Source organism: Asticcacaulis sp. (assembly GCA_024707255.1).
In the GTDB taxonomy this organism is placed as follows: Bacteria; Pseudomonadota; Alphaproteobacteria; order Caulobacterales; family Caulobacteraceae; genus Asticcacaulis.
Window position 1 is genome coordinate 75,853 of sequence record JANQAC010000001.1, and the last position, 23,747, is coordinate 99,599.

The following is a 23,747-nucleotide window of genomic DNA, read 5'->3' on the forward strand; positions in this document are numbered from 1 at the left end:
GCCAAATGGCGCCAGTGCTCAAGATGACGCGTTCAGGCAGGCTCGCGCGCCTGCTCCGGTCAGCCATGACTTAAATTGGTGTTATCCGCCATAAAGATACGATTTAAAACAGCACCTTAGAGACAAACAGCGACATTCATTTTCACATTCGATAATGTTTTTATAGACAAATCAGCTCAATTTCTATTATTTGATATGACAACATGCAAATTGGTAAGCATTAATGTGCGCCAAAACGCATCTCAGATGCGCCTTTCCGCCTCGGCCTAACCCCGCCAGACACAACACGCTGAAATCGTTCTAAAACACTGTGATGACATATATATTTCGTCCGAATTATTACATTGGAATCGATGGTGGCGGAACGCGATGCCGGGCCAGGCTTCAGGACGACCACGGCCGCACCCTGGGCGAGGGTGAAAGCGGGCCGGCCAATATCCGCCTGGGCCTCGATGTGGCCTGGGGAAACATCATGGCCGCCATTGACGCTGCCCTGACTGCCGCCGGCCTGACCCGCGACATCCTGCCCCGGACCTCCCTTGGTCTCGGACTGGCCGGCATAGTGACACCGGCGGATTGCGTGCGCACTAAGGAGGCAGCGCCGGTCGAGTTCGGCCAGATCTGCGCCGCGGCGGATTGTCATGTGGCCTGCCTTGGCGCCTTTGCCGGCGAAGATGGCGCCATTCAGATCGCCGGGACAGGCAGTTCGGGTTATGCCATAGTGAATGGCCGGGGCTATCCGGTCGGGGGCTGGGGTTTTCTGTTGAGCGAAAAGGGATCCGCGGCGGCGCTTGGCCGTGACGCCATTCGGGCCGCCCTCGAAGCGAATGACGGCCTGGCCCAGCGCACGCCCTTCACCGAGGCCATGATCGCCCGTTTCGGCGCTACTTCAGACATCATTGACTGGTCGGAACGCGCGCGCCCTGCTGACTATGGTGCGCTCTCGCCCTTCGTATTTGACTATGCCCGGCAGGCGGACGCGGTGGCCACACGGCTGGTGCGCCAGTTGGCCGCTGACATCGACCATTATATCGCCCATCTTGTCGCTGTCGGTGCGCCCCGGATCTGCCTGGTCGGCGGGCTGGCGCCGCACATCTCGCCGTGGCTTTCCGACGCTACGCACGCACACCTCACCGACGCCCGCATGGACGTGCTCGATGGCGCGATCCTGATGGCGCGCCAAGGGGACGGCGCCTCGATCACCCTGCGGGCAGGTGGTGCGGCATGACCGGCCCTGTTCTGCTCGAAATATGCGTGGATACGGCCGATGGGCTGGACATCGCCGCGACCTGTGGCGCCGACCGCATCGAGCTGTGCGCCAGCTTAGGGATAGGCGGCCTGACCCCGAGTCTCGGCATGATGCGTCTGGCGGCCGAACTTGATTGCCCGACACGGGTCATGATCCGCCCGCGCCAGGGCGATTTCACCTACAGCGCCGCCGAACTGGCCATGATGCGCCACGATATCGATGCCGTGGCCGATATCGGTCTGGAAGGTGTGGTGCTGGGCGCCAATCTGGAAAACGGCGAACTGGACGCCGCCGCCCTGGCGGAACTGACGGCCTATGCGAAGGCCGCCGGCCTTAAGGTGACCCTGCATCGCAGCTTCGACCTGGTGCCTGACCCGCTGGCCGCGCTGGCGCTCGCGCGTTCGCTCGGCATCAATTCAATCCTGACCTCCGGCTGCGCGATGTCCGCCATAGAAGGCACCGAGGTCATCGCCCGGCTGGTTCAGGCCGTCCGCAGCGAACCCGGCAATCCGATCGAGATCATGGCCGGTGTCGGAGTCAGCTACCGCACGGTCGGCGAAATCCTGCGGCGGACCGGTGTGCCAGCGGTTCATGGCTCGTGCAGTCTCGTCGACACGCAGGCGACGGGGGATACCGTCCGCTTTGGCTTCGCCGTACAAGGCCATCGTCGCACGGATGTCACACTGGTCACGCAATTACGCCAGGCCCTGTCGCAGGACGCCGATAACACGGTCGGGGCAAGGTAAGCCGGTTTCCGAGGAGCTGATAAGATGTCGTTTTTCTCTGTCATACCTGCGCTCACCGCGCATCACGGCCCGCTTTACATCCAGCTTGAACGCATCCTGCGCGACGCCATCATGGATGGCTCCCTGAGCCAGAGCGAGCCCCTGCCGACCGAGCGTGAACTGGCGGAGCGCTACGACATTTCGCGCATTACGGTGCGCAAGGCGCTCAATGACCTCCAGCGCGAGGGCCTGCTGATCCGCCGCCGCGGGGCCGGCACCTTCGTGGCACCGCGCGAAGAACGCCATTTTTCCGGCCTGCCTGCCTTCAGCGAGGACATGCTGTCCGGTGGCCGCACCACCCGCAGCACCTGGATCGGGCGCGAAACCGATGTGGTCACGGCCGATGAATCCATGCAACTGGGCCTGGCGCCGGGCGCGCGCGTTCATCGCCTGAAACGCCTGCGCTATGCCGATGACATGCCGGTCGCCATCGAGATGTCCGCCATCCCGATCTATTGCCTGCTGGGCGATCTCACCGATGATGAAACTCTTTATACCGCGCTTCAAAAAGCCGGCAATCCGGTGGTGCGCGCCCTGCAGCGCCTGCGCGCCGTGGCGCTGGAGCCGGCGGAGGCCGAAAGCCTGGGGGTCGAGGCCGGCGCGCCGGGTCTTTATGTCGAACGGCGCGGCTTCCTGGGCGATGGTCGCACCGGCGAACTGACCCGCGCCTGGTATCGCGGCGATGTGTCGGACCTGGTGGCGGAAGTGGTGGTCCCGCAGCTTTTGCCGGCCTGATTTTGCTTTACTATGCCGTTATCGCGCGCGTCAGGATTGAATTGACGCAACAATACCAATACCATATATAAAAAATGGCAATTACAAGCTTGTCATTACAAGTACATGGAAGCGCAATATCGGGGGAATGACGGACAGTATGGCTTCAGGAAACCAGGCCACGGCGAAATCGGAAAGCCTTTATCTGCAACTGCAGAATGCTCTGAGAGAGTCGATAACCAGCCGCCGGCTGTCGCCCAACGACGCCATCCCGACGGAGCGCGAACTGGCCGAGGAATTCAATGTGTCCCGCATCACCGTGCGCAAGGCGGTGGATGGCCTGGTCTACGAGGGCCTGCTGACGCGACGTCAGGGCGCCGGCACCTTTGTGGCTACCCGTGTCGAAAAAAGCTACTCCAAGATGACCTCCTTCACGGAGGACATGATCTCGCGCGGACGCACCCCCAGCAGCAAGTGGCTCTCCAAAACCTCCGGCACGGTCAATCCGGAAGAGGCACTTTCCCTGGGCCTGTCTCCCGGCACCCTGGTCTATCGCTTCAACCGGATGCGCTTCGCTGACGGATCTTCCATGGGACTGGATTACGCCACCGTGCCGGCGGACTGCCTGCCCTCGCTCGATTCCGTCGAGGACTCCCTTTACGCGGCCCTTGAAGCTTACGGCACGCGTCCGATCCGTGCTCTGCAACGCCTGCGCGCCGTCGCCTTCAATGCCGAGCAGGCAAAACTCCTGGACATCCCGACCGGCGCCCCCGGCCTGCTGATCGAACGGCGCGGGTTCCTGGCTGATGGCCGCCCCGCCGAATTTACGCAGTCCTATTATCGCGGCGACGCCTACGACCTGATGTCGGAACTCAGTCATAATCCCTGATATTGCCGGTCCTGATATTTTTATCAGGAAAACGATTTTTACCATTGCCATTCAGACCTGCGGATATAGAGTTGTCATGACAAATATCTGACGAAGGCGGACGGCGGCCCACCTTCTGACGGCATACAGAAGGAAGCGGCATGACTGCGATCGACCGGCGACAGCTTTTCATAGGTGGCGGCGCCACCCTGGCCTTTAGCCCAGTGGCCGCTCATGCTATGTCAGGCCCCGCACCCTATGGTGCCACGCCCGCACCGCGCCAGTTGGCCTGGCATAAACGCCAGACCTATGCCTTCGTCCACTTCACCATCAATACCTTTACCGACCGGGAATGGGGCTATGGCGACGAATCCGTTTCGCTGTTCAACCCCACCGATTTCAGCGCCGACCAGATTGTTGAAAGCGCCAAAGCCGGCGGCCTGAAGGCGATCATCCTGACCGCCAAGCACCATGACGGCTTCTGCCTGTGGCCCAGTCGCTATACCGAACACTCAGTCAAATACAGCCCCTACAAGGACGGCCATGGCGATATTGTTGGCGAAATGGCCGCCGCCTGCCGCAGGCATGGCCTGGAATTCGGCCTTTATCTCTCGCCCTGGGACCGAAATCATGCCGAATACGGCCGTCCGGCCTATGTCGAATATTACCACAACCAGCTTGAGGAACTGACAACGCAATACGGCCCGCTGATCGAGGTGTGGTTTGACGGCGCCAATGGCGGCGATGGCTATTATGGCGGCGCGCGCGAACGCCGCAAGATCGACGGCCACACCTATTATCAATGGGATAAGGTCCGCGAAATCGTCCGCAAAAACCAGCCAAATGCCGTCATGTTCGCTGATTCCGACATGGATGTGCGCTGGGTCGGCAATGAGGAAGGCATAGCCGGCGATCCCTGCTGGCCGACCTGGGACTACACCACGCCCTACAGCCTGGGAAAGGCCAATGCCGGTGTGCGCGGCGGGCCGATCTGGAACCCGGCCGAGGTCGATGTTTCCATCCGTCCGGGCTGGTTCTGGCACGCCGACGAAGCGCCGCGCACCCCGGCCAACCTGCTGAACCTGTGGTTTGTTTCAGTTGGGCGCGGCGCCAATCTACTGCTGAATATAGCCCCTGACCGCCGCGGCCGGATTCCGGATGAGGACGTGGCAGCGCTGAAAGCCTGGAAGGCCCTGCGTGACCACGGTTTCGCCACCAATCTGGCGGATGGGGCCACGGTTACGGCCTCCAGTGACCGGGGCCGCGCCTATGCGCCGAAGAATGCCCTGTCGCAGACCGCCGCCTGGGCGGCCCGCTCCAGCGATCGCGCCGGCGCCTGGCTGCAACTCGACTTGCCCAAGGCCACGACCTTCGATGTCATCCGCCTGGCGGAAGACATTACCAAAGGTGTACGCGTCGATGACTTTGCCGTCGATGTTCGCAATGCAGATGGCTGGACCGAGATCGCTCGCCATACCGCCATCGGCTTCGAGCGTCTGATCCGCCTCGATCAGCCGGTGACGACAAAATCCGTGCGTCTGCGCATTATCAGTGCGACCGCCGCCCCCGTTATCCGCAATGTCGGTCTGTTCCGCCTGCCGGATATTCTGGAAGAACCCGGTATCCGCCGGGATGAAAAAGGCATGATCATGCTCAGGAGTCCGGCCGAGGGTCTGGAAGTACGCTATACGCTCGATGGCACTGAGCCCGGCGCGGCCTCACCTCTGTACACAGCGCCGTTTGCACTGCCGGACGGCGGTACGGTCAGGGCGATTACCCGACGCTCCGCTACCGACGTGATGAGCGCGGCGATTACCCGCGCCTTTGACGTCTCCCCGGCGGGCTGGCAGGTTGTGTCCAGCAATGGCGACAAACCAGGAAGTCTGCTGACCGGCGCCCCTGTCACCGGACCGGCAGGCCAGCCGCTTGAGGCCGTACTTGATCTTGGGAAGCCTTACGCGCTTACTGGCTTCACCCTGAAACCGGCGCCGCAGGATATTTCGCTGGGCGTCGAGGCCGTTGCGCGCATGGGGCCGCCCGCCGGTTACGAAATCTGGCTGAGCGCCGACGGCCAGGACTGGGGGGCGCCGGTAGCCAGCGGGGAATTCTCCAATATCGCCGCCAGCCGCTCGGAACAGAAGATCTCGTTTCGATGTGCCTCATGCGGGGCGCTTCCTGCGCCTGCGCCTGCCGCGCGCCGTGCAGGACAAGCCTGTCATCGTTTTTGCCGGTTTCGGTATCATTACACGCTAATTCAGAGTCAGATCATGTCCGCCTTCGCCTCCCGTCGTCAGTTCTTGACCCTGACCACCGCCGCTTCCGCCGCGGCCTTCATTCCGGCGGCGTTGAGCTTCGCCGCGGGCAATATTGCCCCGGCCTACCCGCTGACCGGCGGCGATGCCTGGGATGCCTTCAAGGCTTATGACCCGGCCACCAACCCCAATGCCCCCTTCTTCCGTTCAAAAGTGAAGCGCGCCGACCGCGTCAAGCCTTTTGCCGCCACACAGGCCCATCCCGAGCTGAAACCCGAAGTGCCCGGCGGCACGCTTCTGGCGGCCTACCTGACGCTCTCCGGCCCCGACGAAGACCTCAACCGCACGCGTTACCAGACCGGCGCGCGGAGCCGCGTCCATGTCGAGCGCGCCTGGCAATATCAGGATGTCGTGGTGGCGTGGAACACGACCGGTCTTGTGCCCAATCCGGCGCTCAGCGATGCCGTCCACCGCAATGGGGCGCGGATTCTCGGCACCATGTTCCAGCCCGACAAGCGCATGTTCGATGGCTCAGACCTGCCGCGCGAAGCCGTGGCGGTCAAGCTGGTCGCGCTGGCCAAATATTTTGGCTTTGATGGCTATTTCGTCAATTTCGAGAGCTATACGCCCGAAGACGCCCGCGCGGTTCAGGATCTGATCGGCCTGATGCAGGTGGAGGCCGCCAAACAGGGGCTGAGCGACTTCCACATCCAGTATTATAACGGCTATACCGATGCCCGCGCCGTCTGGCCAGGCTCGCCACATGTCGATGGCAGCCCGCGCGAAGCCGATGCGCCGCGCGCCAATTCGATGATGATCGACCAGGGCTGGAGCCATTACGGCCTGACGCGCGGCTGCTGCTCCGGCTTGCCGCTGGAGGCCCTGCCCCTGCCGGCCGATCTCGGTCAGACCTATGACCCGATGCAGGTCTATTATGGCCTGCAACTGTACCCCGGCCCCGGTTATCTCGGTCTCATTGCACCCACGGTCATCTCGCCCAACAGCGGTGAAAAGGCGCTCGGCGGCCTTCAGGTCTACAGCGCCGAGGACGGCCTGCGCAAGATGCGCCGCGCCCGTCTCGATCAGCTAAAGGCTACCACCAGCCTGTCGGCCCAGGATAAGGAAGACCTGGCCGATCTGACCGATCCAAACCGCACGCGTGCTTCGTGGTATCGCCTGCATGACCGCTTCTGGTCTGGCCAGTCCGGCAACCCGGCGCGCAACAATACGCCCAGCAACGAGCAGGCGGCTATCTACGGTCCGCCGGAGGTCCGTAAAATCTATACCGACTACGAGGCACCGGGTAAGCCGACAGACCAGTTGCGTCTGCCGATCACCTATGGTGTCGCCAACTTCATTGCAGAGCGCTCGGTGATCGGCACCCTGCCCTTCGTCACCCGCTTCAATACCGGCGAAGGCGATCGCTTCTTCCGCGAGGGCGTTGAGGTCTCGTCCCTGCCGTGGTTCAATCTCGGCATCCAGGACGTGCTGCCGACCTGGACCTGGTGGACGAAGCCCCTGCATGGCGCCTTCGACCGCGACCACGATGCCGCCGGCCTGCTGGCGGTGGATTACGATTTCGAAGACGCCTGGGATGGCGGCGCCTCGCTGAAAGTTTCAGGCCCGCTGACGGCTGAGAATGCCACTGAGGTGCGTCTCTACAAGACAAAACTGCCCGTAAGCACCGATACGGGGCTTGGTTTGGTTCTGAAAGGCGGCGCTGGCGGCCGGCTTTCGGTCGGCCTTGTATTTGAGGATGCGCCGGAGGTGACAGAATGGATCGCCGTGAAGGGTAGCTCTGCCGGCTGGCGACGCTGGAAGACACCTTTGCGCGCCTATGCCGGCCGCACCCTGGCGGCTATTTCCCTCGGAATAGACGCTGACAAGGGCGCAAGTCCTTTCAGCCTGCATCTCGGCGAACTGTCCCTGACCGGTCAGCCCGCGCCTGTTCCGCGCCAACCCGAAGGCTTCCGGATCGAAAAAAGCCGGATTGCCGTGGATGGCCAGTCCGTGGAACTGCGCCTGAACTGGACATTCGATCCGGCTGTCCGTCATTATGACCTGTTCGCCGAAACCGGCCGGACACAATCATGGCTGGGCCGGATCGCCGGCGACGCCTACTATGTCGAAAGCCTGACGCGCGGCAGCGCCAGACGCACACGCCTGAAACTCGTTCCCTGTGCCGGCGACGGACGGCCTGGGAATGCCGCAACGCTCACCTATGACTGGGCGACCTGACAAAACCTTATTCCGGGGAGAACTATATGGAGGGCCAAACGCCTGTAACCACCCGGCGGCGGCAGGTGGTGATCGTCGGCGGCGGCACCGCCGGCTGGATGTCGGCCGCCTTGCTGGCGAAGATCACGCAGGGCAAGCTGGGCGATATCACCCTGGTGGAATCCGAGGAGATCGGCACCATCGGCGTGGGCGAAGCCACCATTCCGGCCATCAAGCGCTTCAATCGTTTGCTAGAAATCCATGAGCGCGATTTCGTTCGCCAGACCCAGGCCAGTTTCAAGCTGGGTATCGAATTCGTCAACTGGGGACGGTTGGGCACGCGCTATTTCCATCCATTCGGTCAGATCGGCGATCCGATCGGGCGCACCGCCTTTCATCAGTTCCTCACCCGGCGGCGGCTCGCCGGCGAAAGTGAGTCCTTCGAGGACTATTCGCTGAATGCCGCCGCGGCGAAGCTGAACCATTTCGCCACACCGCCGCGCGACGATTCACTGCTCTCCACCCTGAGTTACGCCTATCATTTCGACGCCAGCCTCTATGCGGCTTTCCTGCGCCGTCATGCCGAGGGTAATGGTGTCAGGCGCATCGAAGGCAGGATCAGGCATATTTCACAAAACGCCGAAACCGGCTTTGTCGAGACCCTGACCCTGGAAAGCGGCCAGACCGTCAGCGGCGACTTCTTCATCGACTGTTCGGGGCTTTCCGCCCTGCTGATCGAAAAGACGCTGCACAGCGGCTTCGACGACTGGAGCGACGTCCTGCCATGCGACAGCGCCGCTTTCGTACCCAGCGAAAAGACAGGCGATGTCACGCCCTATACGCGCTCCACCGCCCATAAAGCCGGCTGGCAGTGGCGCATCCCGCTCCAGCACCGCACCGGCAATGGTCATGTCTTCTGCTCGAATTACACGACAAAGGAAGAGGCGGAGGAAACGCTTCTGCAACATCTTGACGGCAAGGCCCTGGCCGATCCGAAGTTCCTGCGCTTCACCACCGGCCGCCGCAAACTGAGCTGGAACCGCAATGTTGTGGCCATTGGCCTCTCCAGCGGGTTTCTGGAGCCGCTGGAATCGACCAGCATCCATCTGATTCAGTCGGCCCTGGTGAAACTGCTCGATTTCTGGCCGGGCGAGACCTTCGACCCGCTGCTGGCCGAACAGTATAACCGCGCCATGGCCAACCAGTACGAGTCGATCCGCGATTTCATCATCCTGCACTACAAGGCCACCGAACGCGATGATTCCGCCTTCTGGCGCTATTGCCGCGATATGCCGGTGCCGGAGAGCTTGAGCTATCGCATCGATCACTTCCGTTCGTCCGCGCGCATCGTCCTGACACCGGGCGAGCTGTTCCAGCCGAATAGCTGGCTGGCCGTCATGCTGGGCCAGCATGTCGAACCGCAGGGCTATGATCCATTGGCGGAGATCATCGATGAGGACAGAATTGCCAGGCAGTTTTCACGGATGCGGACCGCCGTCGATCAGGCCGCGCATTCCATGCCGACACATCAGGCGTTTCTCGACTCATTGCGCTAAAACGGGGAACAGCCAGACCTGCGCGACTTGATGGCCACGCCCGCTGCCGCCCATGCCGTCCGGACGCGTCCATTCGAGGGTGAGTTGTCCACCCGCCGTCAGGCGTTGCGGCACATCCAGTTCAACCGTCATGGGATTGGTTTTGCGTTCGGTAAAATCATGCAGGATTTCGCCATTGGCGGTGAGTTTGACAGGCAGGGCATAGCCCTCCCCGGCATAGACGATCTTCAGCCGGTAATGTGCCGCTGGATCGAGCGTGTCATAGCGCAGGGTGATCGGTTGTTCGTAAAGGGTTTCCGCATAGGTCGCCCAGGCTGTGCGCCAGCCATCGTCAGGCGTCATATCCGCTATGCCGTCGAGGGCGCTGCTGTACATTTCCGGATCACGGTCAAAGCCCGCCCCCCGCAGCAAATGGGGTTCATTTTGCGGATCGCCGAGATCATCGTAGAAGCCACCAGGAAGCGGAGTGTCTCCCGCCGCCAGTTGCGCCAGCCGCGCCGCCTTTTGAGTACCATCCAGCGCTTGTATGTCACTGAGTTGCTTCTCCAGCCAGACGCGGTCGTTCAGTGACACATCCACACGGTCGAGATTGGCGCCTCGCTCGATGCTGGAGGCACCATAGAGGCTGACACTCAGTTGCAGGCCGATTTCCTTATAAAGCCTGCCTGCCAGATCGAACAGACGGACGCGCAGGTCCGCAATATCGGCTCTATCCGACCTGGCCAATGCCGCGCGCGCCGCAGGGATATCACCTTCGCCAATCGCCTGACAGGCCGCGGCTTCGCGTGTCGTTTCAGCCGCCAAACGCTCCTGCACATAGGCATCATAGGTGGCACGGTAATACGCCATATCAAAGCGCCAGTTACCGACATGATCGCGCGCCATATCATCGAAAAGCGCAAGCGTCAGCGCAATGGATGCGTTCAGCACAACCGGCCCCTCCCAGTTATGCTCCAGCGCATTCAACCCTTCAGCGAAGCGCGGATCGCCGATGAAGTAACGGGCATAGTCAGCCAGTATCTCATCAGTATCGCCCTGTGTATTCCAGCCAAGCGCCGACCATAGCATCTTGTTGACATCATCATTAACCCCCTCGGAATAGGTGACGAAGCCGGCATAGTCGCCCGGGAAGTGGCGGATGATGTGGCTCTGAGCGCGCGGCTGGGGATTGACCGGCTCGCGGCCCTCGGTCAGGGCGAAGGCCGGATCCCATTGCGGCACCGGGAATTGGGCGTGCATTGTGTGGGCAATATCCGGATAGAACAGGATGGGGTAACGCCTGGGGATGCGGACCCGCTGCACCGGTAGAGGATCGCGCGACTGCGGCCCGAAGAAGACGCCGGTCAGCCAGTTCGGTTGTTGCGCCAGCAGGGCATAAAAGCGCTCATACTGCGCCTGATCAAACCCCTGGCCGGATATCCAGACCGTCGCCTTCGGATGGTAGCGATGCAGGATGGCGACTTCGGCCTCGACCAGCGGAAACAGCACATCGGGGTCAGTATGGCCCGGATCGCCGCCCGGCACATAAAGCGCATCCACCTTCGGCAGACGCTTCACCAGATCCTTGAAGCGCGCCAGTTCTTCGGCGCGCGTGTTGGCCTTTCGGTAATCATCGCCCATCTGCGGATAGTAAAGATCGAAATCGAGCCCGTATTTGGCCATCAGTCCGGAGACGGCGACCGCCATGTCGAGCGGCTTTTCGTGAAACAGCGGGCTTTCCGATGCGTCATCCGAGACCGGCGCGATCCACTGGATGCCATTGGCGCCAAAGACCGCTAGGTCGCGTACCTGCTGCTCGAACATATCGAGCGTAAAGGCGTCATAGCTATTGTTCTTGTAACGGTAACCGATCTGGTGCGCCCGCCAGGCCATCTGCGGCGCGGCATAGGTGTCGTGCGCCGCCTCCCCCTTGCGCAGCAGGTAGCCGATACCGAACAGGATACCCCGGTCGTCGTCACCGGCCACGACGAGCAAGCGGCCGATATGCGCGATGGTGTAAGCCTCCCGTGTCTCGGGCGGAAGGCTTTTCAATCTTTGCCGCCACATATCGCGCGCATTGGGAGGCAGCAGGCTGGCCACTTCATTCCGCCGGGCAATCACCAGTGTCTGACCGTCGAGCTCCAGTCCGGCGCGCTTTTCCGCTTCCTCGTGCAGCATCGCCACGGCGGTCAGCGCCTGCGGTGTCGCCCTGGGTGAGGTCAAGACGCTCAGCTCATCCGCCCGCGCTGAAAACGCCAGCAACAGTCCAAAGGCGACGATCAGGCACCGCATGGTGGCCTACGCAAAGACGCTTTTCGACGGAACGACCAGATCGGTCCTCTTGCTATCACACTGCGCGTAGACGAAACCCGGCTGGATGGCGAAGGCGCCAACCTCTCCCTTGGTGTTCAGTGCCAGGAAGCCGACCTGCAAGGTCTTTGCGGCCTCCGGACGGCGCTTGACGATCCGCATGACCGCCTCCTCGCACGCCTGTTGCGGCGAACGGCCCTGACGCATCAGTTCGACGACGAGGAAGCTGCCGGCATTACGGATAACCTCTTCACCCACACCGGTAGAGGTAGCCCCGCCAACTTCGCCATCGACATAAAGCCCCGCACCAATGATTGGACTGTCCCCTACCCGGCCGCGCAGCTTCCACGCCATGCCGGAAGTGGTGCAGGCGCCGCAAAGCCGCCCCTGCGCATCCAGCGCCAACATACCGAGCGTATCGTGATTATGGACATCGCCCGGCACCTTGCTGCCTGGGGCGTGGCCATAAGTCGACATCTCGCTGTTGGCGACCGGCGCGTATTTTGCCTCCTTTAGCCACGCCTTCCAGGCGGCCTCGGATTCAGGCGTCAGCAGTTTCTGCGGCTTGAAGCCCTGTTCGATGGCGAATTGCAAAGCGCCCTCCCCCACCAACAGGACGTGCGGCGTCTTTTCCATGACCAGACGCGCCACCGAGATGGGATGGTCGATATGTTCGAGCGCAGCTACGGCACCACAGCGCCATTGTTCGTCCATGATGCTGGCGTCGAGCGAGACGTGGCCATCGCGGTCCGGATAGCCGGCGCGGCCCACGCTATGGTTCTTGAGGTCGACTTCCGGCACGCGCGCGCCCGCCTCAACCGCATCAAGCGCATGGCCGCCGGTTTTCAGCACGTCCCATGCCGCTGAATTGGCAGCGACGCCGAAATCCCAGGTCGAGACGACGATCGGCGTGCCGGTTGAGGCCGCGCCCGCGCCCGTGGCGGCGAGTCCCGCCAGGGATGACAGGGCCAGGGTGGTTTTGAAAACATCACGACGATTTTGCATGGGAAACGCCTTAAACAAAGGAAGGGGGTCTGGCGGCCAGGGCCGTGCCGAAGGCTTTATTGGGCTTTGAGCTCATTTCGAAGGTCAACCGTCCTCCGCGGATCAGCTCGGCATGGCTGATCCAGCTCTTGTGCCAAGGTTTGCCATTCCAGCGCACGCCCTGGACATAGATATTCTCGGTGCTGTTGTTTGGCGCGTCAATGATCAGGCGGCGGCCATCACCGAGAGCGACTTCAGCGCGCTTCACAAGCGGTGAGCCGAAGACATAGGCGGCGCTGACCGGATCAACTGCATACAGCCCCAGCGCGCTCATCAGATACCAGGCGCTCATGGCGCCGCAATCTTCATTGCCTTCCAGTCCATCCGGCTGGTCGCGGTACATCGACGTCATCAACTCGCGCACGCGCGCCTGTGTTTTCCACGGCGCGCCGGTATAGGCATAGAGATAGGCGACGTGGTGGCTCGGCTCATTGCCATGGGCATATTGCCCCACCAGACCAGTAATATCGGCCAGGCTTTCCTGGGCCGGGTCCGGCGGCGTACTGAAAAGGGCGTCGAGCTTCGTCTCAAAGGCTTTTTCCCCGCCAAACAGGGCGGCATAGCTATAGATATCGTGCTGGTTCAGAAAGGTGGCCTGCCAGCCATTTGTCTCGGTATAATCACGCCATTTCGTCTGGTCGTGACCGAGCGACTGCGGATTATAGGGCGTGACCCACTGGCCATCGGCCTGTCGGCCACGCACGAAACCGATATAGGTATCGAAGACATTGCGATAATTCTGTGAGCGGCTTTTCAGGGTTTTTGCCGCCGCATTTTCACCAATGACCAGGGCCAGTTTCGAGACGCACCAGTCGTCATAGGCGAATTCCAGCGTGCGCGAGACGGCCTCGTCGACCGTGTCCGCCGGAATATAGCCCATCTGGCGGTACAGCCCCAGGCCGTGGACATCATCGACAAAGGCGCGCTTAGCCAGCACCTCATAGCCGGCGCGGTAATCGATCCCTTTGATACCCTTGACCGCCGCCTCGGCAATGACGGCGGAGGCATGATAGCCGATCATGGTGTCGGTCTCGCGCCCTTGCAGCGGCCAGATCGGGACGCCGTCCGGGCTTTGCTGGCCCATGCGGATCAACGAGCCGATCATGCCGGGCATGCGTTCGCCCTGGCTCAGCGTAAAGAACGGATGGACCGAACGGTAGGTATCCCACAGGCTGTAGGTCGAATAGCTGGCCTCGCCGGGTGCCAGCGTATGAATTGCGTTATCCATGCCGCGATAACGGCCATCGACATCCTGGAAGATCGTCGGCGCCATCAGGGTATGGTAGTGCGCCGTGTAGAAGATGCGCTTGTCCGCTTCACTGGTCATATCGACACGGACACGGCCGAGCTCCGCTTCCCAGGCGGTGCGGGCAGAGGCGCGAATGCGTTCGAAATCGAAATCCGGCAGTTCGGCGTCGAGATTTTTCAGGGCGCCGTCGATATCGACCGAAGAAATCCCGACCTTGACCAGCAGCGGCGCCTCGCCGGCATCGGGAAAATGCAGGACGGCCTTGAGGTTTTTGTCGGTGAGTTCGCTGCCCGCTGCGGGCTGGTCGTCGCTGAAAAGATCAGCCTTTGCGAACGGCCGCGACAGCTTGAGTGCGAAGAATAGCCATCGCCCTTTCGCCCACTGGAAGACCTGACGGCCGCCGACCACCGTGTCATTTCCGACCAGCTTCAGCGACACATTGTCGAGCACCAGATCCTTGTCACCCCACCATTTGATCGCGCCATGTGCCAGGTCGATCAGGATATGACCGCCCTCGCCTTTCGGGAAGGTATAGCGGTGAAGCCCCGCGCGCGTTGTCGCCGTCAGTTCGGCTTTCACGCGGCTGTCGGTCAGGTTGACGCTGTAATAGCCGGGCGTGGCAATCTCAGTCGCCCGGTCATAGCGCGAGCGGTAGCCTGCATCGGGATTATCGAGCGGCCCCGGCTGGAGTTTGACCTCGCCGGTGGCGGGCACCAGCAGGATATCGAGCATGTCCGGACAGCCGGTGCCGCTTAAGTGGGTGTGTGAAAAGCCCATGATCGAACTGTCGGCCTGATGATAGCCGGAGCACGAATCCCAGCCCAGATTGCTGGTATCCGGCGAGAGTTGCACCATACCGAATGGCACGGTCGCACCCGGAAAGGTGTGCCCGTGGCCGCCCGTGCCGATAAACGGATCAACATGGTCGCACAGCGAGTCCGTGGCCGCGAAACCGGTTTGCGGCAGCAGGCCAAGCGCGGTCGAACCGGCGATCAACTGACGACGCGAGATCATGTCAGAAGCTCCGGCTTTTCAGCCATCAGTGTCAGGATCAGTTCGCCGAACAGGCTGTTGGCCCAGGCAAACCACGAGCGCGTGTAGATCGCCGCGTCATCCTTGCCGACCGACTCGTTCATGAAACCGCGCGGTGCGGCTGCGACCTTCAGTTCGCCCAGACAGGCGCGGATTTCGGCATCGTCTATGCTGGTCAGGGCCTGGATCATCAGGGAGATCGGCCAGACCGTGTTCAGGCCCGAATGCGGGGAACCTACGCCGCGCAGCACCCTGCCCTCGTAATAGTAGGGATTGCGGGCGCTCAAGACCGCCGCGCGGGTGCGCAAATAAAGCGGATCGTCCTTGGCGCAGAAGCCGAGGAAGGGCAGGCTCAGGAGACTCGGCACATTGGCGTCATCCATAAAAAGCGCATTGCCAAAGCCATCGACCTCATAGGCCCAGATATCCTGACCGGCCGCGTCCTTCATCTTGCCATACTGGTGCATGGCGGTCTCGACCTCGGTGGCAAATGCCAGGCATTCGGTCTTGAAATCCCCGCCCAGCCCTGTTTTTTCCGCCATATCAGCCAGTTGCCGCAGACTAACGACCGCGAAGGCATTACCGGGAATAAAATACGGATAGATGCAGGCGTCATCAGACGGACGGAAACCGGAATGGATCATGCCGGTGACTTTTGTCGGCCAGCCATAGCCATGCGCCAAGGTCTCGGTCGGCTCGGAGGCCGTGCGGTTGAATTTGTACGGTCCGTCGTTCTCTTTCCGCTGCTGGTCGCGGAAGGTCTTGACGATGGTGCGCATGGCGGCGCGCCAGGTGTCATCGAATGGCGTCAGGTCACTGGTCGCCGCCAGATAACCGTGCGCCAGCCGGATCGGATAGCACAGACTGTCGATCTCCCATTTGCGTTCGGCCACGCCGGGTTTCATATCGGTGTCGTCGGTCTGTGACCAAGACAGGTCGGTCATCGCCTTGGGATCGCGCATATAGGCGTTGGCGTAGGGGTCGATCAGGATGCAGCGCGCCTGCCGCCGGATCAGCCCCTGGAACAGGGTCTTCAATGCCGGGTCGGTCTTCGCCAGCGGCAGGTAGGGCGAAACCTGGGCCGAGGAATCGCGCAGCCACAGGGCCTTGATATCGCCGGTAATGACAAAAGTATCAGGCTGGCCGTCCACCATTCCCATCTCGACTGTGGTATCGAGTGTATTGGGATAGCCGTTGGTAAACAAACGCGCCAGTTCCGGGTCTTTCAATGCCCTGGTGGTCCTTTTGATCACCGCCTCAACCGCCGGACTGGTGAATTTTCGCTGTCCCACCGGCAGGCGTGTGCCCGACGCGACCTCCGGTGACATGACGGGAATATCCGCAAACGCGCGCGACGCTGCAAGCGCACCAAGGGCCGTCATCCCCATAAGCAGGTGTCGCCGGTCCATGCTCATGCCTCCACCAGTCCGGGACGATCCCAGATCTGGTTCTTGCCGCCGGCCAGGGTCCGCTCGGCGCCGTCATGCAGGTCAAGCACGACTACCTCATTCGTGCCCACCTTGAGCCAGGGCGCCGGCACGAACAGGGCATGCTGCGACCCGACCGACCAGTGACGGCCGAGATTATGGCCATTGATCCAGACATAGCCCTTTCCCCAGCCGCGCATGTCGAGGAAGGTGTAGCCGGTCTCAGTCGTCTCGAACGTGCCGCGATAAAAGGCCGGACCATCTATGTGAGCCGTGTCGAATTTGAGCCCGCTCAGGTCTTCCAGTGGCAGACTGTAATGATCCCAGCCCGTCAGCGTCTTGTCGCCGAGCTTTGCCTCACCGATCAGGCCCTTCTGGTCCTTACCGATCTGGTCGCCATAGTTGATGCGTCCCATTGTATCGACCAGCACATCAATGGCTGCGCCCTTTTTAGCCGTGATCACCAGCGCCGCTTCATGATTGCGGCGGTCCAGCGTGCCGACCGGGACACCATCCACCGAAACCTGCGCATAGTCGCGCACTTCGCCGAAGCTGAGGGTGCCCGAAAGCGCGGTCGTGGCCGTGTGGCGATAGAGGATCATGCCATGCGGCTGACCCATTTGTTCGAGCATCCTGGGCGACGGCGCCGTGACCGGCTTGCCCAGAAGCTGTCTCAGGGACGCTGATTCCGTCAGACGGAAACGCTTGATCTCAAGTGCCTCTTCCGGCGCCGGCAGGGCGGCGAAACGCTCGGCTGGCAGGTACTTTTGGAACAAGGTTTTGGCCGCCTCGAATTTCGGCGTCGGCCGCCCGGCCTCATCGAGCATGGCGTCATAGTCATAGCTCGAAATATCCGGCTGGTAGGTCTTGGTTTTCCGGTCGTAATTGGCGCCGGCGTCGAAGCCGAACGAGGTGCCGCCATGCACCATGTAGAAACTGATCGATATCTTCTGGTCGAGCATCCATTTCAGGCTGTCGATCAGCGGCGGGATCGGCATGGAAGCGTGCATCTCACCGAAATGATCAAACCAGCCGCCCCACAGTTCCGTACACATGCGCGGGCCGGATTTTTTAAACTGGCCGTAGCGGGCGAATTCTTTTTCCGCCTTGTCATAAGTGCCGAAATTGATGCCGTTGAACAGCTCCGGCAAGGCGCCGTTCTCGATTACCGCCGCGCCATCGACCGTGTAGAGCGCACCGTTGAAACCGGCGGTGCGGATCTGGTCCTTCACCGCGCGCATATAGCTGAGGTCATTGCCATAGGAGCCGTATTCGTTCTCCACCTGGGTCATCAGGATCGGCCCGCCCTTGTCGATTTCGAGATGGGCGACCTCCTGGCCCAGGCGCTTCAGCCAGTCACCGGCAGGTCCCATATAGCGCGGATCGAGCGAGCGCGGCCTGATCGCCGGGTCATTGAGGAACCAGGCCGGATAGCCGCCATTGTCCCATTCGCCGCATACATAAGGGCCTGGCCGCAGCAGCACCCACAGTCCTTCTTCCTGGGCCATTTTTATCCAGGCCGTGATATCGAGGTTGCCGGTGAAATCATACTGTCCCGGCCGCTTTTCATGCGCGTTCCAAAACATATAGGTGCACAGCGTATTCAGCCCCAGCGACTTCAGCTTCTTCAGGCGGTCACGCCACAGTTCGCGCGGAATACGCGGATAGTGCATCTCACCAGCCATGATATGAAACGGCTGGCCATCGAGCAGGAAATCGTCCCCCTTGATGGTGAAGCGCGCATCGGCAGCCATTGCCGCGCCGGCGGGCACAAGACCGCTGGTGGCGATACCGGCGGCGGTCAGGGCAGTGAGGAAATCTCTGCGTGTCGTCATCATATTCACTCTATTTCGGCAGTTGATAGGACCCGGTGAGGGTCAGATTGTGGCTCACTCCGGCGGTCGACGGCTGGCCGCCGCCAACGAACAGGGCGTAGTCACCGGCGATCTGTGTGCGATTGCCGGCGCGATCGACCGTGCTCAGATCACGCGGCGTCAGATCGAAGGACACCTCCGCGCTTTCGCCCGGCTTTAGATGAATCCGCTTGAAGCCAACGAGGCTGTATTTCAGACCTTGCGCATTGGCCGGCGGCGTCAGGTAAAGTTGCGCCACTTCATCGCCTTCAACCGCGCCGGTATTGGTGACTTTCGCTTTGACCGTCATGCCCTTGCCGGCCTCAAGGGTCGGGCTCGACAGGCGGATATCGCTGTAGCCGAAGGTGGTGTAGCTCAGACCGTAGCCGAAGCCATAGAGGTCTTCTCCCTTAAAATATCGGTAGGTGCGCCCGTCCATACGATAGTCGATAAAGGGCGGCAAATCCTGCACGGACTTATAGAAGGTGACCGGCAGGCGGCCCGAAGGATTGTTCTGGCCCAGCAGGGTTTCGGCGATGGCCGTCCCGCCGGATTCGCCTGGATACCAGCCTTGTAGCAGGGCATTGGCATTGACCTTCGCCCAGTTGAGCGCCACGGCTCCGCCGGAGAGATTGACGATGATCAGCGGTTTGCCGGTGGCTTTCATCGCCTTGAGCAAGGCTTCCTGTCGGGCTGGCAGGGCCAAATCGGTGCGGTCGCCACGATCAAAGCCATCGACCAGGATTTGCAATTCCTCGCCTTCGATATCCGGTGACAGGCCGACAAAAGCGACGATAGCATCAACATCTTTTGCGGCCTTCACCGCCTCGGCCACCTGTGCCTCCGCCGGGGCCTGCCATTGCAGACGCACACCCCAGTCCTGACCGACATGGCGGAATTCCAGCCGGATCGGATGCGGCCTGACGTCATCGAAATGCAGGCTGGCTTCCAGAGACTTGCCGTCGCCGGTATCGGTGATCACCGGCTTGCCATCGACGTAGAGGGTGACGGTGTCGTGCTGATTATTACATTCCCAGCAGCGCTCGGTATAGATTTTGAGCTGGTAATCACCGGCAGCGAGGGGAGACAGATACCCCGTCCAGCGCACACTGTAAGCCTTATTTTCCAAGCTTTTCACCGGCACCGTATTGTAAAGATCGAGATTGACCGTCCTGTCGATACGGGTCAGCACCGGCTGACCGGCAAAATCGGAATTGTCGAAATATTCGCCGGTAAGGCCCGCTGTCTTTCCGGTCGAAAGCGCGGTTTCCGGAATGGGAATGGCCACGCCCTCGGCGATGTTGCTGCCTTGCGCGTAAGCGACACGATCCGCCGTCAGAGCGGTGCGCAGGCCTGTCAGCGGCGTCACCGGATCAATGGCTGTACCATGATAATTGGCCTGCAGGATTTCCAGTGTATCGGCATTGGGCCCCACGACGGCGATCCGGGCGGTCGGCTTTAGCGGCAGGACGCCATCATTCTTTAGCAGGACGATCGATTCGCGTGCTGCCTTAAGCGCCAGGGCGGCGGCTTCGGGGGTATGGAGCGCGGACGGTGAAATCGTGCTGTAGGGGCTGGGCGCGCCATCGAGGCCTAGCTTCGTGCGGGCATCCCACAGGCGGGTCACGGCGGTGTCGATGTCGGTGGACGTGACCAGTTTCTTGTCAACCGCCGTTTTCAGGTGGCTGAAATAGGTGCCGCAATTCAGATCGGTGCCGGCCCTCAGCGCTTCGGCGGCGTTTTCTTCCGGCGTCGGGCGATAGAAGTGGAAGGCGTACATATCCTCGACCGCGTCGCAGTCGGTGACGACATAGCCCTTGAAATCCCAGTCTTGGCGCAGGCGGCCATCGAGCAAATCCGCAGAGGCGCAAGCCGGCACGCCGTGCAAGGCATTATAGGCGCACATCACCGAGCCCGGCTTGGCGACCGTCACCACCTGGCGGAAAGCCGGCAAATAGGTGGCTTCCCGGTCATAGGGCGAGGCATCGACATCGAAACCGTGACGGCCGGCTTCTGGTCCGGAATGGACGGCGAAGTGCTTGACCGAGGCGATGGTCTTAGGGTGCGCCGGATCGGGCCCTTGCAAACCCTCCACAAAAGCGGTCGCCAGATGGCCGGTCAGGTAGGGGTCCTCGCCATAGGTTTCCTGGCCCCGGCCCCAGCGCGGATCGCGGAAGATATTGATATTGGGCGACCAGATGGTCAGGCCCTGATAGCGGCCGTGATCCTTGTCTGCGCCCACGCCATTGAACTTGGCGCGCGCTTCGGTGGAGACCGTATCACCGATGCTGTGCAGTAGGTCCGAATCGAGGTCGCCGCCAGACCGATGGCCTGCGGGAAGACGGTCGCGTCGCCGATACGGGCGATCCCGTGCAGCCCTTCGTTCCACCAGTTATAGGCGGTGACGCCGAGGCGCGGGATGGCGGGCGCTGCCGCCTGAAGCTGGCCGACCTTCTCATCAAGTGTCATCTGGCGAACGACCGGCGGCGGACTGGGGGCCGCCGCCGGTTTCGCCGCAACCACCGCGGGGATACTCGCGGCGGTCAACAGGAGGGATATCGAGAGTATACGCATCAGTTGAACACCGTCGCCGAACCAAAATACGACCGCACCTTGAGCGCTTTTTTGAGTTTCGCAAGCGGCGCATCGGTCGTGACATGGACGGTCACCGCCTCGCCGCCGGTCATGTCGAAACTGTTGTCCGACAGGTCGGCCTTAAGGTCGCCGACGTCGATCCACACCCCGCGTGCGGCGGATTTGGCGCTGACAGTCACATCATAGCCGCCGGCCGCCGGTTTGATCACCGTCACCAGTTTCGGATCTGTCCAGGCCAATGTCTTCGTGGCGCCGGCATAACCGAAGACTTTCGCCACAACCTTATCGCCATCCAGCAGTTCCAGCACGGCCTGCGTCGTCCTGGCGTCGCCGCCGGCCAGCAGGTCGGCGTCTGTGAACGTGCCGATCAGCGGACTGGACAGCGGAGCGATTGTAATTGAGCCGGTCTTCTCACCGAGCACCTTGCCGGTCAGATCAAGTGTGCGCAGACGCCAGTTCAGTGTCTTTTCGGTCGTCAGGTCAGAGAGGATATGCGCTTCGCTCACCCCATCCTTACGCAGCAGGCTGACCGACAGCGGTGCATAGAAACGCTTCGCCCGGAATTGCAGCGCCTTCCAGCGGCCGAAATAGTCGATACTGGCCCAGGAGGCGCCCGGCCAGACATCGTTGAGCTGCCAGTACATCGACCCCATGGTTTGCGGACGGGCAGCGCGCAGATGGGTGGCTGCCAGTTCGATGCCATCGGCCTGCATCAACTGGCTGAGATAAACAAAATCTGCGAAGGTTTTCGGCTCGCCGTAGTTGTTATGGATATAGAGCAGCAGGCGTTTATTGCCATTACCCTTGTCGTACTTCTGGTGGCCGCGCATGACCGGACTTTCCGGCGCCATGTCCTTTTCCGAGGCAAAGGCCCGTATCGTCGCCATGTCCGGGAAGGATTGCAGGCCGTATTCGCTCATGAAACGCGGCGTGACATTGAGATATTCCTCGACCGGCTTGCCGCCCCAGACCTTCCAGTAGTGGCGGTCGCCATCATTATCCTGGTCAGCCGCGCCGTCATAGTCGGTGGAGGGCGATGACGCCCAGTAAGGCGTGCCCGGCGCGTTCTGATCAACCGCGCCCCGCAGCACCTGATCGAACATCCGCACCATGCCGATAACGATCCTGTCGCGTTCTTCCGGTGAAACCCCCGTTTTCAGCGCATCGGTGCCGGCGCCCCAGTTTTCCCAGTCGGTCTGGACCTCGTTATTGCCGGCCCACAGCACGATCGACGGATGATTGCGCAGGCGCTTCACCTGCTCCACCGCCTCGATGCGCGTGCTTTCGCGGAAATCGCGGTCATAGGGAATGATGGCGCCGCCGAACATGAAGTCCTGCCAGATCATCAGGCCCAGTTCGTCGGCCTTGTCATAGACGTGGTCATCCTGATAGGTGCCGCCGCCCCAAATGCGCAGGATGTTCATATTGGCGTCGACCGCCGATTGCAGCATCCGGTCCTGTTCGGCCGCCGTCACGCGCGTCGGGAACATATCGAACGGGATCAGGTTGGCGCCTTTGGCGAAGATCGGCACGCCATTAACGACGATCTCGAAACTCTTGCCCCACTGGTCCTTTTCGCGGCGGATTTCCGTGGTGCGCAGGCCGATCTTGCGCGTCCATTCGCCGATAACATCGCCGTCCTGCGTGACGGTCGCCTTGACGATATAGAGATTGGGCTTGCCATAGCCCGCCGGCCACCAACGCTGCGGGTTCCTGATCTGCACCGGCAGGCTAACCGGGTTGCTGCCGGCGAACAGACTGACATCCTGCGTTACCGTCTGGGTCGTGCCATCGGGCGCGGTGATATCGACGCGCACCTGAGCAGGCGTTACCTTGCTCGACTGGATATCGACCACCGCATTGACCGCCGCCACCTGATCATCAAGATGAACCTGAGCCACATGGAAGTCATCCACGCGGGCCTCATCCCACGCCTCGATCTTCACCGGCTTCCAGATACCGAGCGTCACCACGCGCGGGCCCCAGTCCCAGCCGTACTGATAGCCGGCCTTGCGCACATAGGTGGAGGAATTGCGGCCCAGCGGCTCATCGCCCCACAGCGAGTCATAGGCGCCCGGCATGACATAGGGCATGTCGGCGACCAGTGGCTTCATCTTCTTGAGCGGCGATTTCAGATCGACCTCGACGACATTGACCCCGGACTTCAGCAGGCTCTTCACATTGACACGCCAGGTGCGGAACATATTGTCGGAATTCAGGATCGCCGTGCCATTGACGCGCACCTCAGCAAATGTATCGAGCCCCTCGAACACCATCTCGACATGGTCGCGCTTAAGCGTCTCAGGCGAGACGGTCACTTCGGAGCGGTATTGCCAGTCCGACAGCCCCACCCATTGCACCTTGCCTTCGTTATCCGCCAGGTATGGATCGGGGAGCTTTTTCAGCGCCATCAGATCGGTCTGAGCCGTACCGGGGACCGTTGCTTTCAACCAGCCAGCCGCTTCCGGATGGATGCTCGCGTCTTCCGGCGACAGTCGGAAAGTCCAGTTCTGGTCCAGCACCTGCACGCTGGGGGCGGCTGCAAAGGCGCCCCCCGGCTAGACAATACAATGCCGTGGTAACGGCCAGGCCGCGGAGGGTCGTTGTCAGCATGGTT

General features: G+C 61.5%; 14 protein-coding genes. 6 read left to right on the plus strand and 8 right to left on the minus strand.

Translation table 11 applies throughout. The features are described 5' to 3' along the window. The first annotated feature begins 313 nt into the window (after window positions 1-313). The 6 genes from NVV72_00355 (at window position 314) to NVV72_00380 (ending at window position 9,641) form a co-directional block, all read left to right on the plus strand. Window positions 314-1,228 (plus strand): ATPase, encoded by a 915-nt coding sequence (locus tag NVV72_00355; GenBank protein MCR6657849.1) that lies wholly within the window; start codon window positions 314-316, stop codon window positions 1,226-1,228. After that, window positions 1,225-1,995: a copper homeostasis protein CutC gene (locus tag NVV72_00360; GenBank protein MCR6657850.1), complete on the plus strand. Its 771-nt coding sequence runs from the start codon at window positions 1,225-1,227 to the stop codon at window positions 1,993-1,995. The genes NVV72_00355 and NVV72_00360 overlap by 4 nt, the downstream gene beginning before the upstream one ends. Before the next feature lie 24 nt (window positions 1,996-2,019). Continuing rightward, window positions 2,020-2,769: a GntR family transcriptional regulator gene (locus NVV72_00365; protein ID MCR6657851.1), complete on the plus strand. Its 750-nt coding sequence runs from the start codon at window positions 2,020-2,022 to the stop codon at window positions 2,767-2,769. A gap of 139 nt (window positions 2,770-2,908) precedes the next feature. Beyond that, window positions 2,909-3,637, plus strand: a complete 729-nt coding sequence (locus NVV72_00370) for a GntR family transcriptional regulator (protein ID MCR6657852.1) — start codon at window positions 2,909-2,911, stop codon at window positions 3,635-3,637. Between the two features lie 140 nt (window positions 3,638-3,777). Next, window positions 3,778-8,106, plus strand: a complete 4,329-nt coding sequence (locus NVV72_00375; GenBank protein MCR6657853.1) for an alpha-L-fucosidase — start codon at window positions 3,778-3,780, stop codon at window positions 8,104-8,106. A gap of 26 nt (window positions 8,107-8,132) precedes the next feature. Beyond that, entirely contained in the window at window positions 8,133-9,641 is a 1,509-nt protein-coding gene (locus tag NVV72_00380) for a tryptophan 7-halogenase (protein MCR6657854.1), read from the plus strand. Here NVV72_00380 and NVV72_00385 read toward each other — a convergent pair. From NVV72_00385 to NVV72_00420, 8 genes are read right to left on the minus strand one after another with little or no spacing between them, the layout of a single operon-like run. Further along, window positions 9,630-11,912 carry a hypothetical protein gene (locus NVV72_00385; protein ID MCR6657855.1) on the minus strand — a complete coding sequence of 761 codons (2,283 nt, stop codon included), beginning with the start codon at window positions 11,910-11,912 and terminating at the stop codon, window positions 9,630-9,632. The genes NVV72_00380 and NVV72_00385 overlap by 12 nt on opposite strands. A gap of 6 nt (window positions 11,913-11,918) precedes the next feature. Then, window positions 11,919-12,935 carry a N(4)-(beta-N-acetylglucosaminyl)-L-asparaginase gene (locus NVV72_00390; GenBank protein ID MCR6657856.1) on the minus strand — a complete coding sequence of 339 codons (1,017 nt, stop codon included), beginning with the start codon at window positions 12,933-12,935 and terminating at the stop codon, window positions 11,919-11,921. Between the two features lie 10 nt (window positions 12,936-12,945). Continuing rightward, window positions 12,946-15,237: a GH92 family glycosyl hydrolase gene (locus NVV72_00395; protein ID MCR6657857.1), complete on the minus strand. Its 2,292-nt coding sequence runs from the start codon at window positions 15,235-15,237 to the stop codon at window positions 12,946-12,948. Beyond that, window positions 15,234-16,664, minus strand: a complete 1,431-nt coding sequence (locus NVV72_00400) for a glycoside hydrolase family 125 protein (GenBank protein ID MCR6657858.1) — start codon at window positions 16,662-16,664, stop codon at window positions 15,234-15,236. Before NVV72_00400 ends, NVV72_00395 begins: the two co-directional genes overlap by 4 nt. Before the next feature lie 2 nt (window positions 16,665-16,666). Further along, window positions 16,667-18,517: a beta-galactosidase gene (locus tag NVV72_00405; GenBank protein ID MCR6657859.1), complete on the minus strand. Its 1,851-nt coding sequence runs from the start codon at window positions 18,515-18,517 to the stop codon at window positions 16,667-16,669. Window positions 18,518-18,527: 10 nt separating this feature from the next. Continuing rightward, window positions 18,528-20,777 (minus strand): glycoside hydrolase family 3 C-terminal domain-containing protein, encoded by a 2,250-nt coding sequence (locus NVV72_00410; GenBank protein MCR6657860.1) that lies wholly within the window; start codon window positions 20,775-20,777, stop codon window positions 18,528-18,530. Then, window positions 20,738-21,109 (minus strand): hypothetical protein, encoded by a 372-nt coding sequence (locus tag NVV72_00415; protein MCR6657861.1) that lies wholly within the window; start codon window positions 21,107-21,109, stop codon window positions 20,738-20,740. The genes NVV72_00410 and NVV72_00415 overlap by 40 nt, the downstream gene beginning before the upstream one ends. Beyond that, a complete protein-coding gene (locus NVV72_00420) occupies window positions 21,109-23,658 on the minus strand; it encodes a glycoside hydrolase family 2 protein (protein ID MCR6657862.1) in 2,550 nt (849 codons plus the stop codon). Before NVV72_00420 ends, NVV72_00415 begins: the two co-directional genes overlap by 1 nt. Window positions 23,659-23,747 lie beyond the last annotated feature (89 nt).

Bases quoted from the DNA above. Each gene is read 5' to 3' on its own strand.
- NVV72_00355 (MCR6657849.1), top strand. From the start codon at position 314: ATGACATATATATTTCGTCCGAATTATTACATTGGAATCGATGGTGGC.
- NVV72_00360 (MCR6657850.1), top strand. From the start codon at position 1,225: ATGACCGGCCCTGTTCTGCTCGAAATATGCGTGGATACGGCCGATGGG.
- NVV72_00365 (MCR6657851.1), top strand. From the start codon at position 2,020: ATGTCGTTTTTCTCTGTCATACCTGCGCTCACCGCGCATCACGGCCCG.
- NVV72_00370 (MCR6657852.1), top strand. From the start codon at position 2,909: ATGGCTTCAGGAAACCAGGCCACGGCGAAATCGGAAAGCCTTTATCTG.
- NVV72_00375 (MCR6657853.1), top strand. From the start codon at position 3,778: ATGACTGCGATCGACCGGCGACAGCTTTTCATAGGTGGCGGCGCCACC.
- NVV72_00380 (MCR6657854.1), top strand. From the start codon at position 8,133: ATGGAGGGCCAAACGCCTGTAACCACCCGGCGGCGGCAGGTGGTGATC.
- NVV72_00385 (MCR6657855.1), bottom strand. From the start codon at position 11,912: ATGCGGTGCCTGATCGTCGCCTTTGGACTGTTGCTGGCGTTTTCAGCG.
- NVV72_00390 (MCR6657856.1), bottom strand. From the start codon at position 12,935: ATGCAAAATCGTCGTGATGTTTTCAAAACCACCCTGGCCCTGTCATCC.
- NVV72_00395 (MCR6657857.1), bottom strand. From the start codon at position 15,237: ATGATCTCGCGTCGTCAGTTGATCGCCGGTTCGACCGCGCTTGGCCTG.
- NVV72_00400 (MCR6657858.1), bottom strand. From the start codon at position 16,664: ATGGACCGGCGACACCTGCTTATGGGGATGACGGCCCTTGGTGCGCTT.
- NVV72_00405 (MCR6657859.1), bottom strand. From the start codon at position 18,517: ATGACGACACGCAGAGATTTCCTCACTGCCCTGACCGCCGCCGGTATC.
- NVV72_00415 (MCR6657861.1), bottom strand. From the start codon at position 21,109: ATGCGTATACTCTCGATATCCCTCCTGTTGACCGCCGCGAGTATCCCC.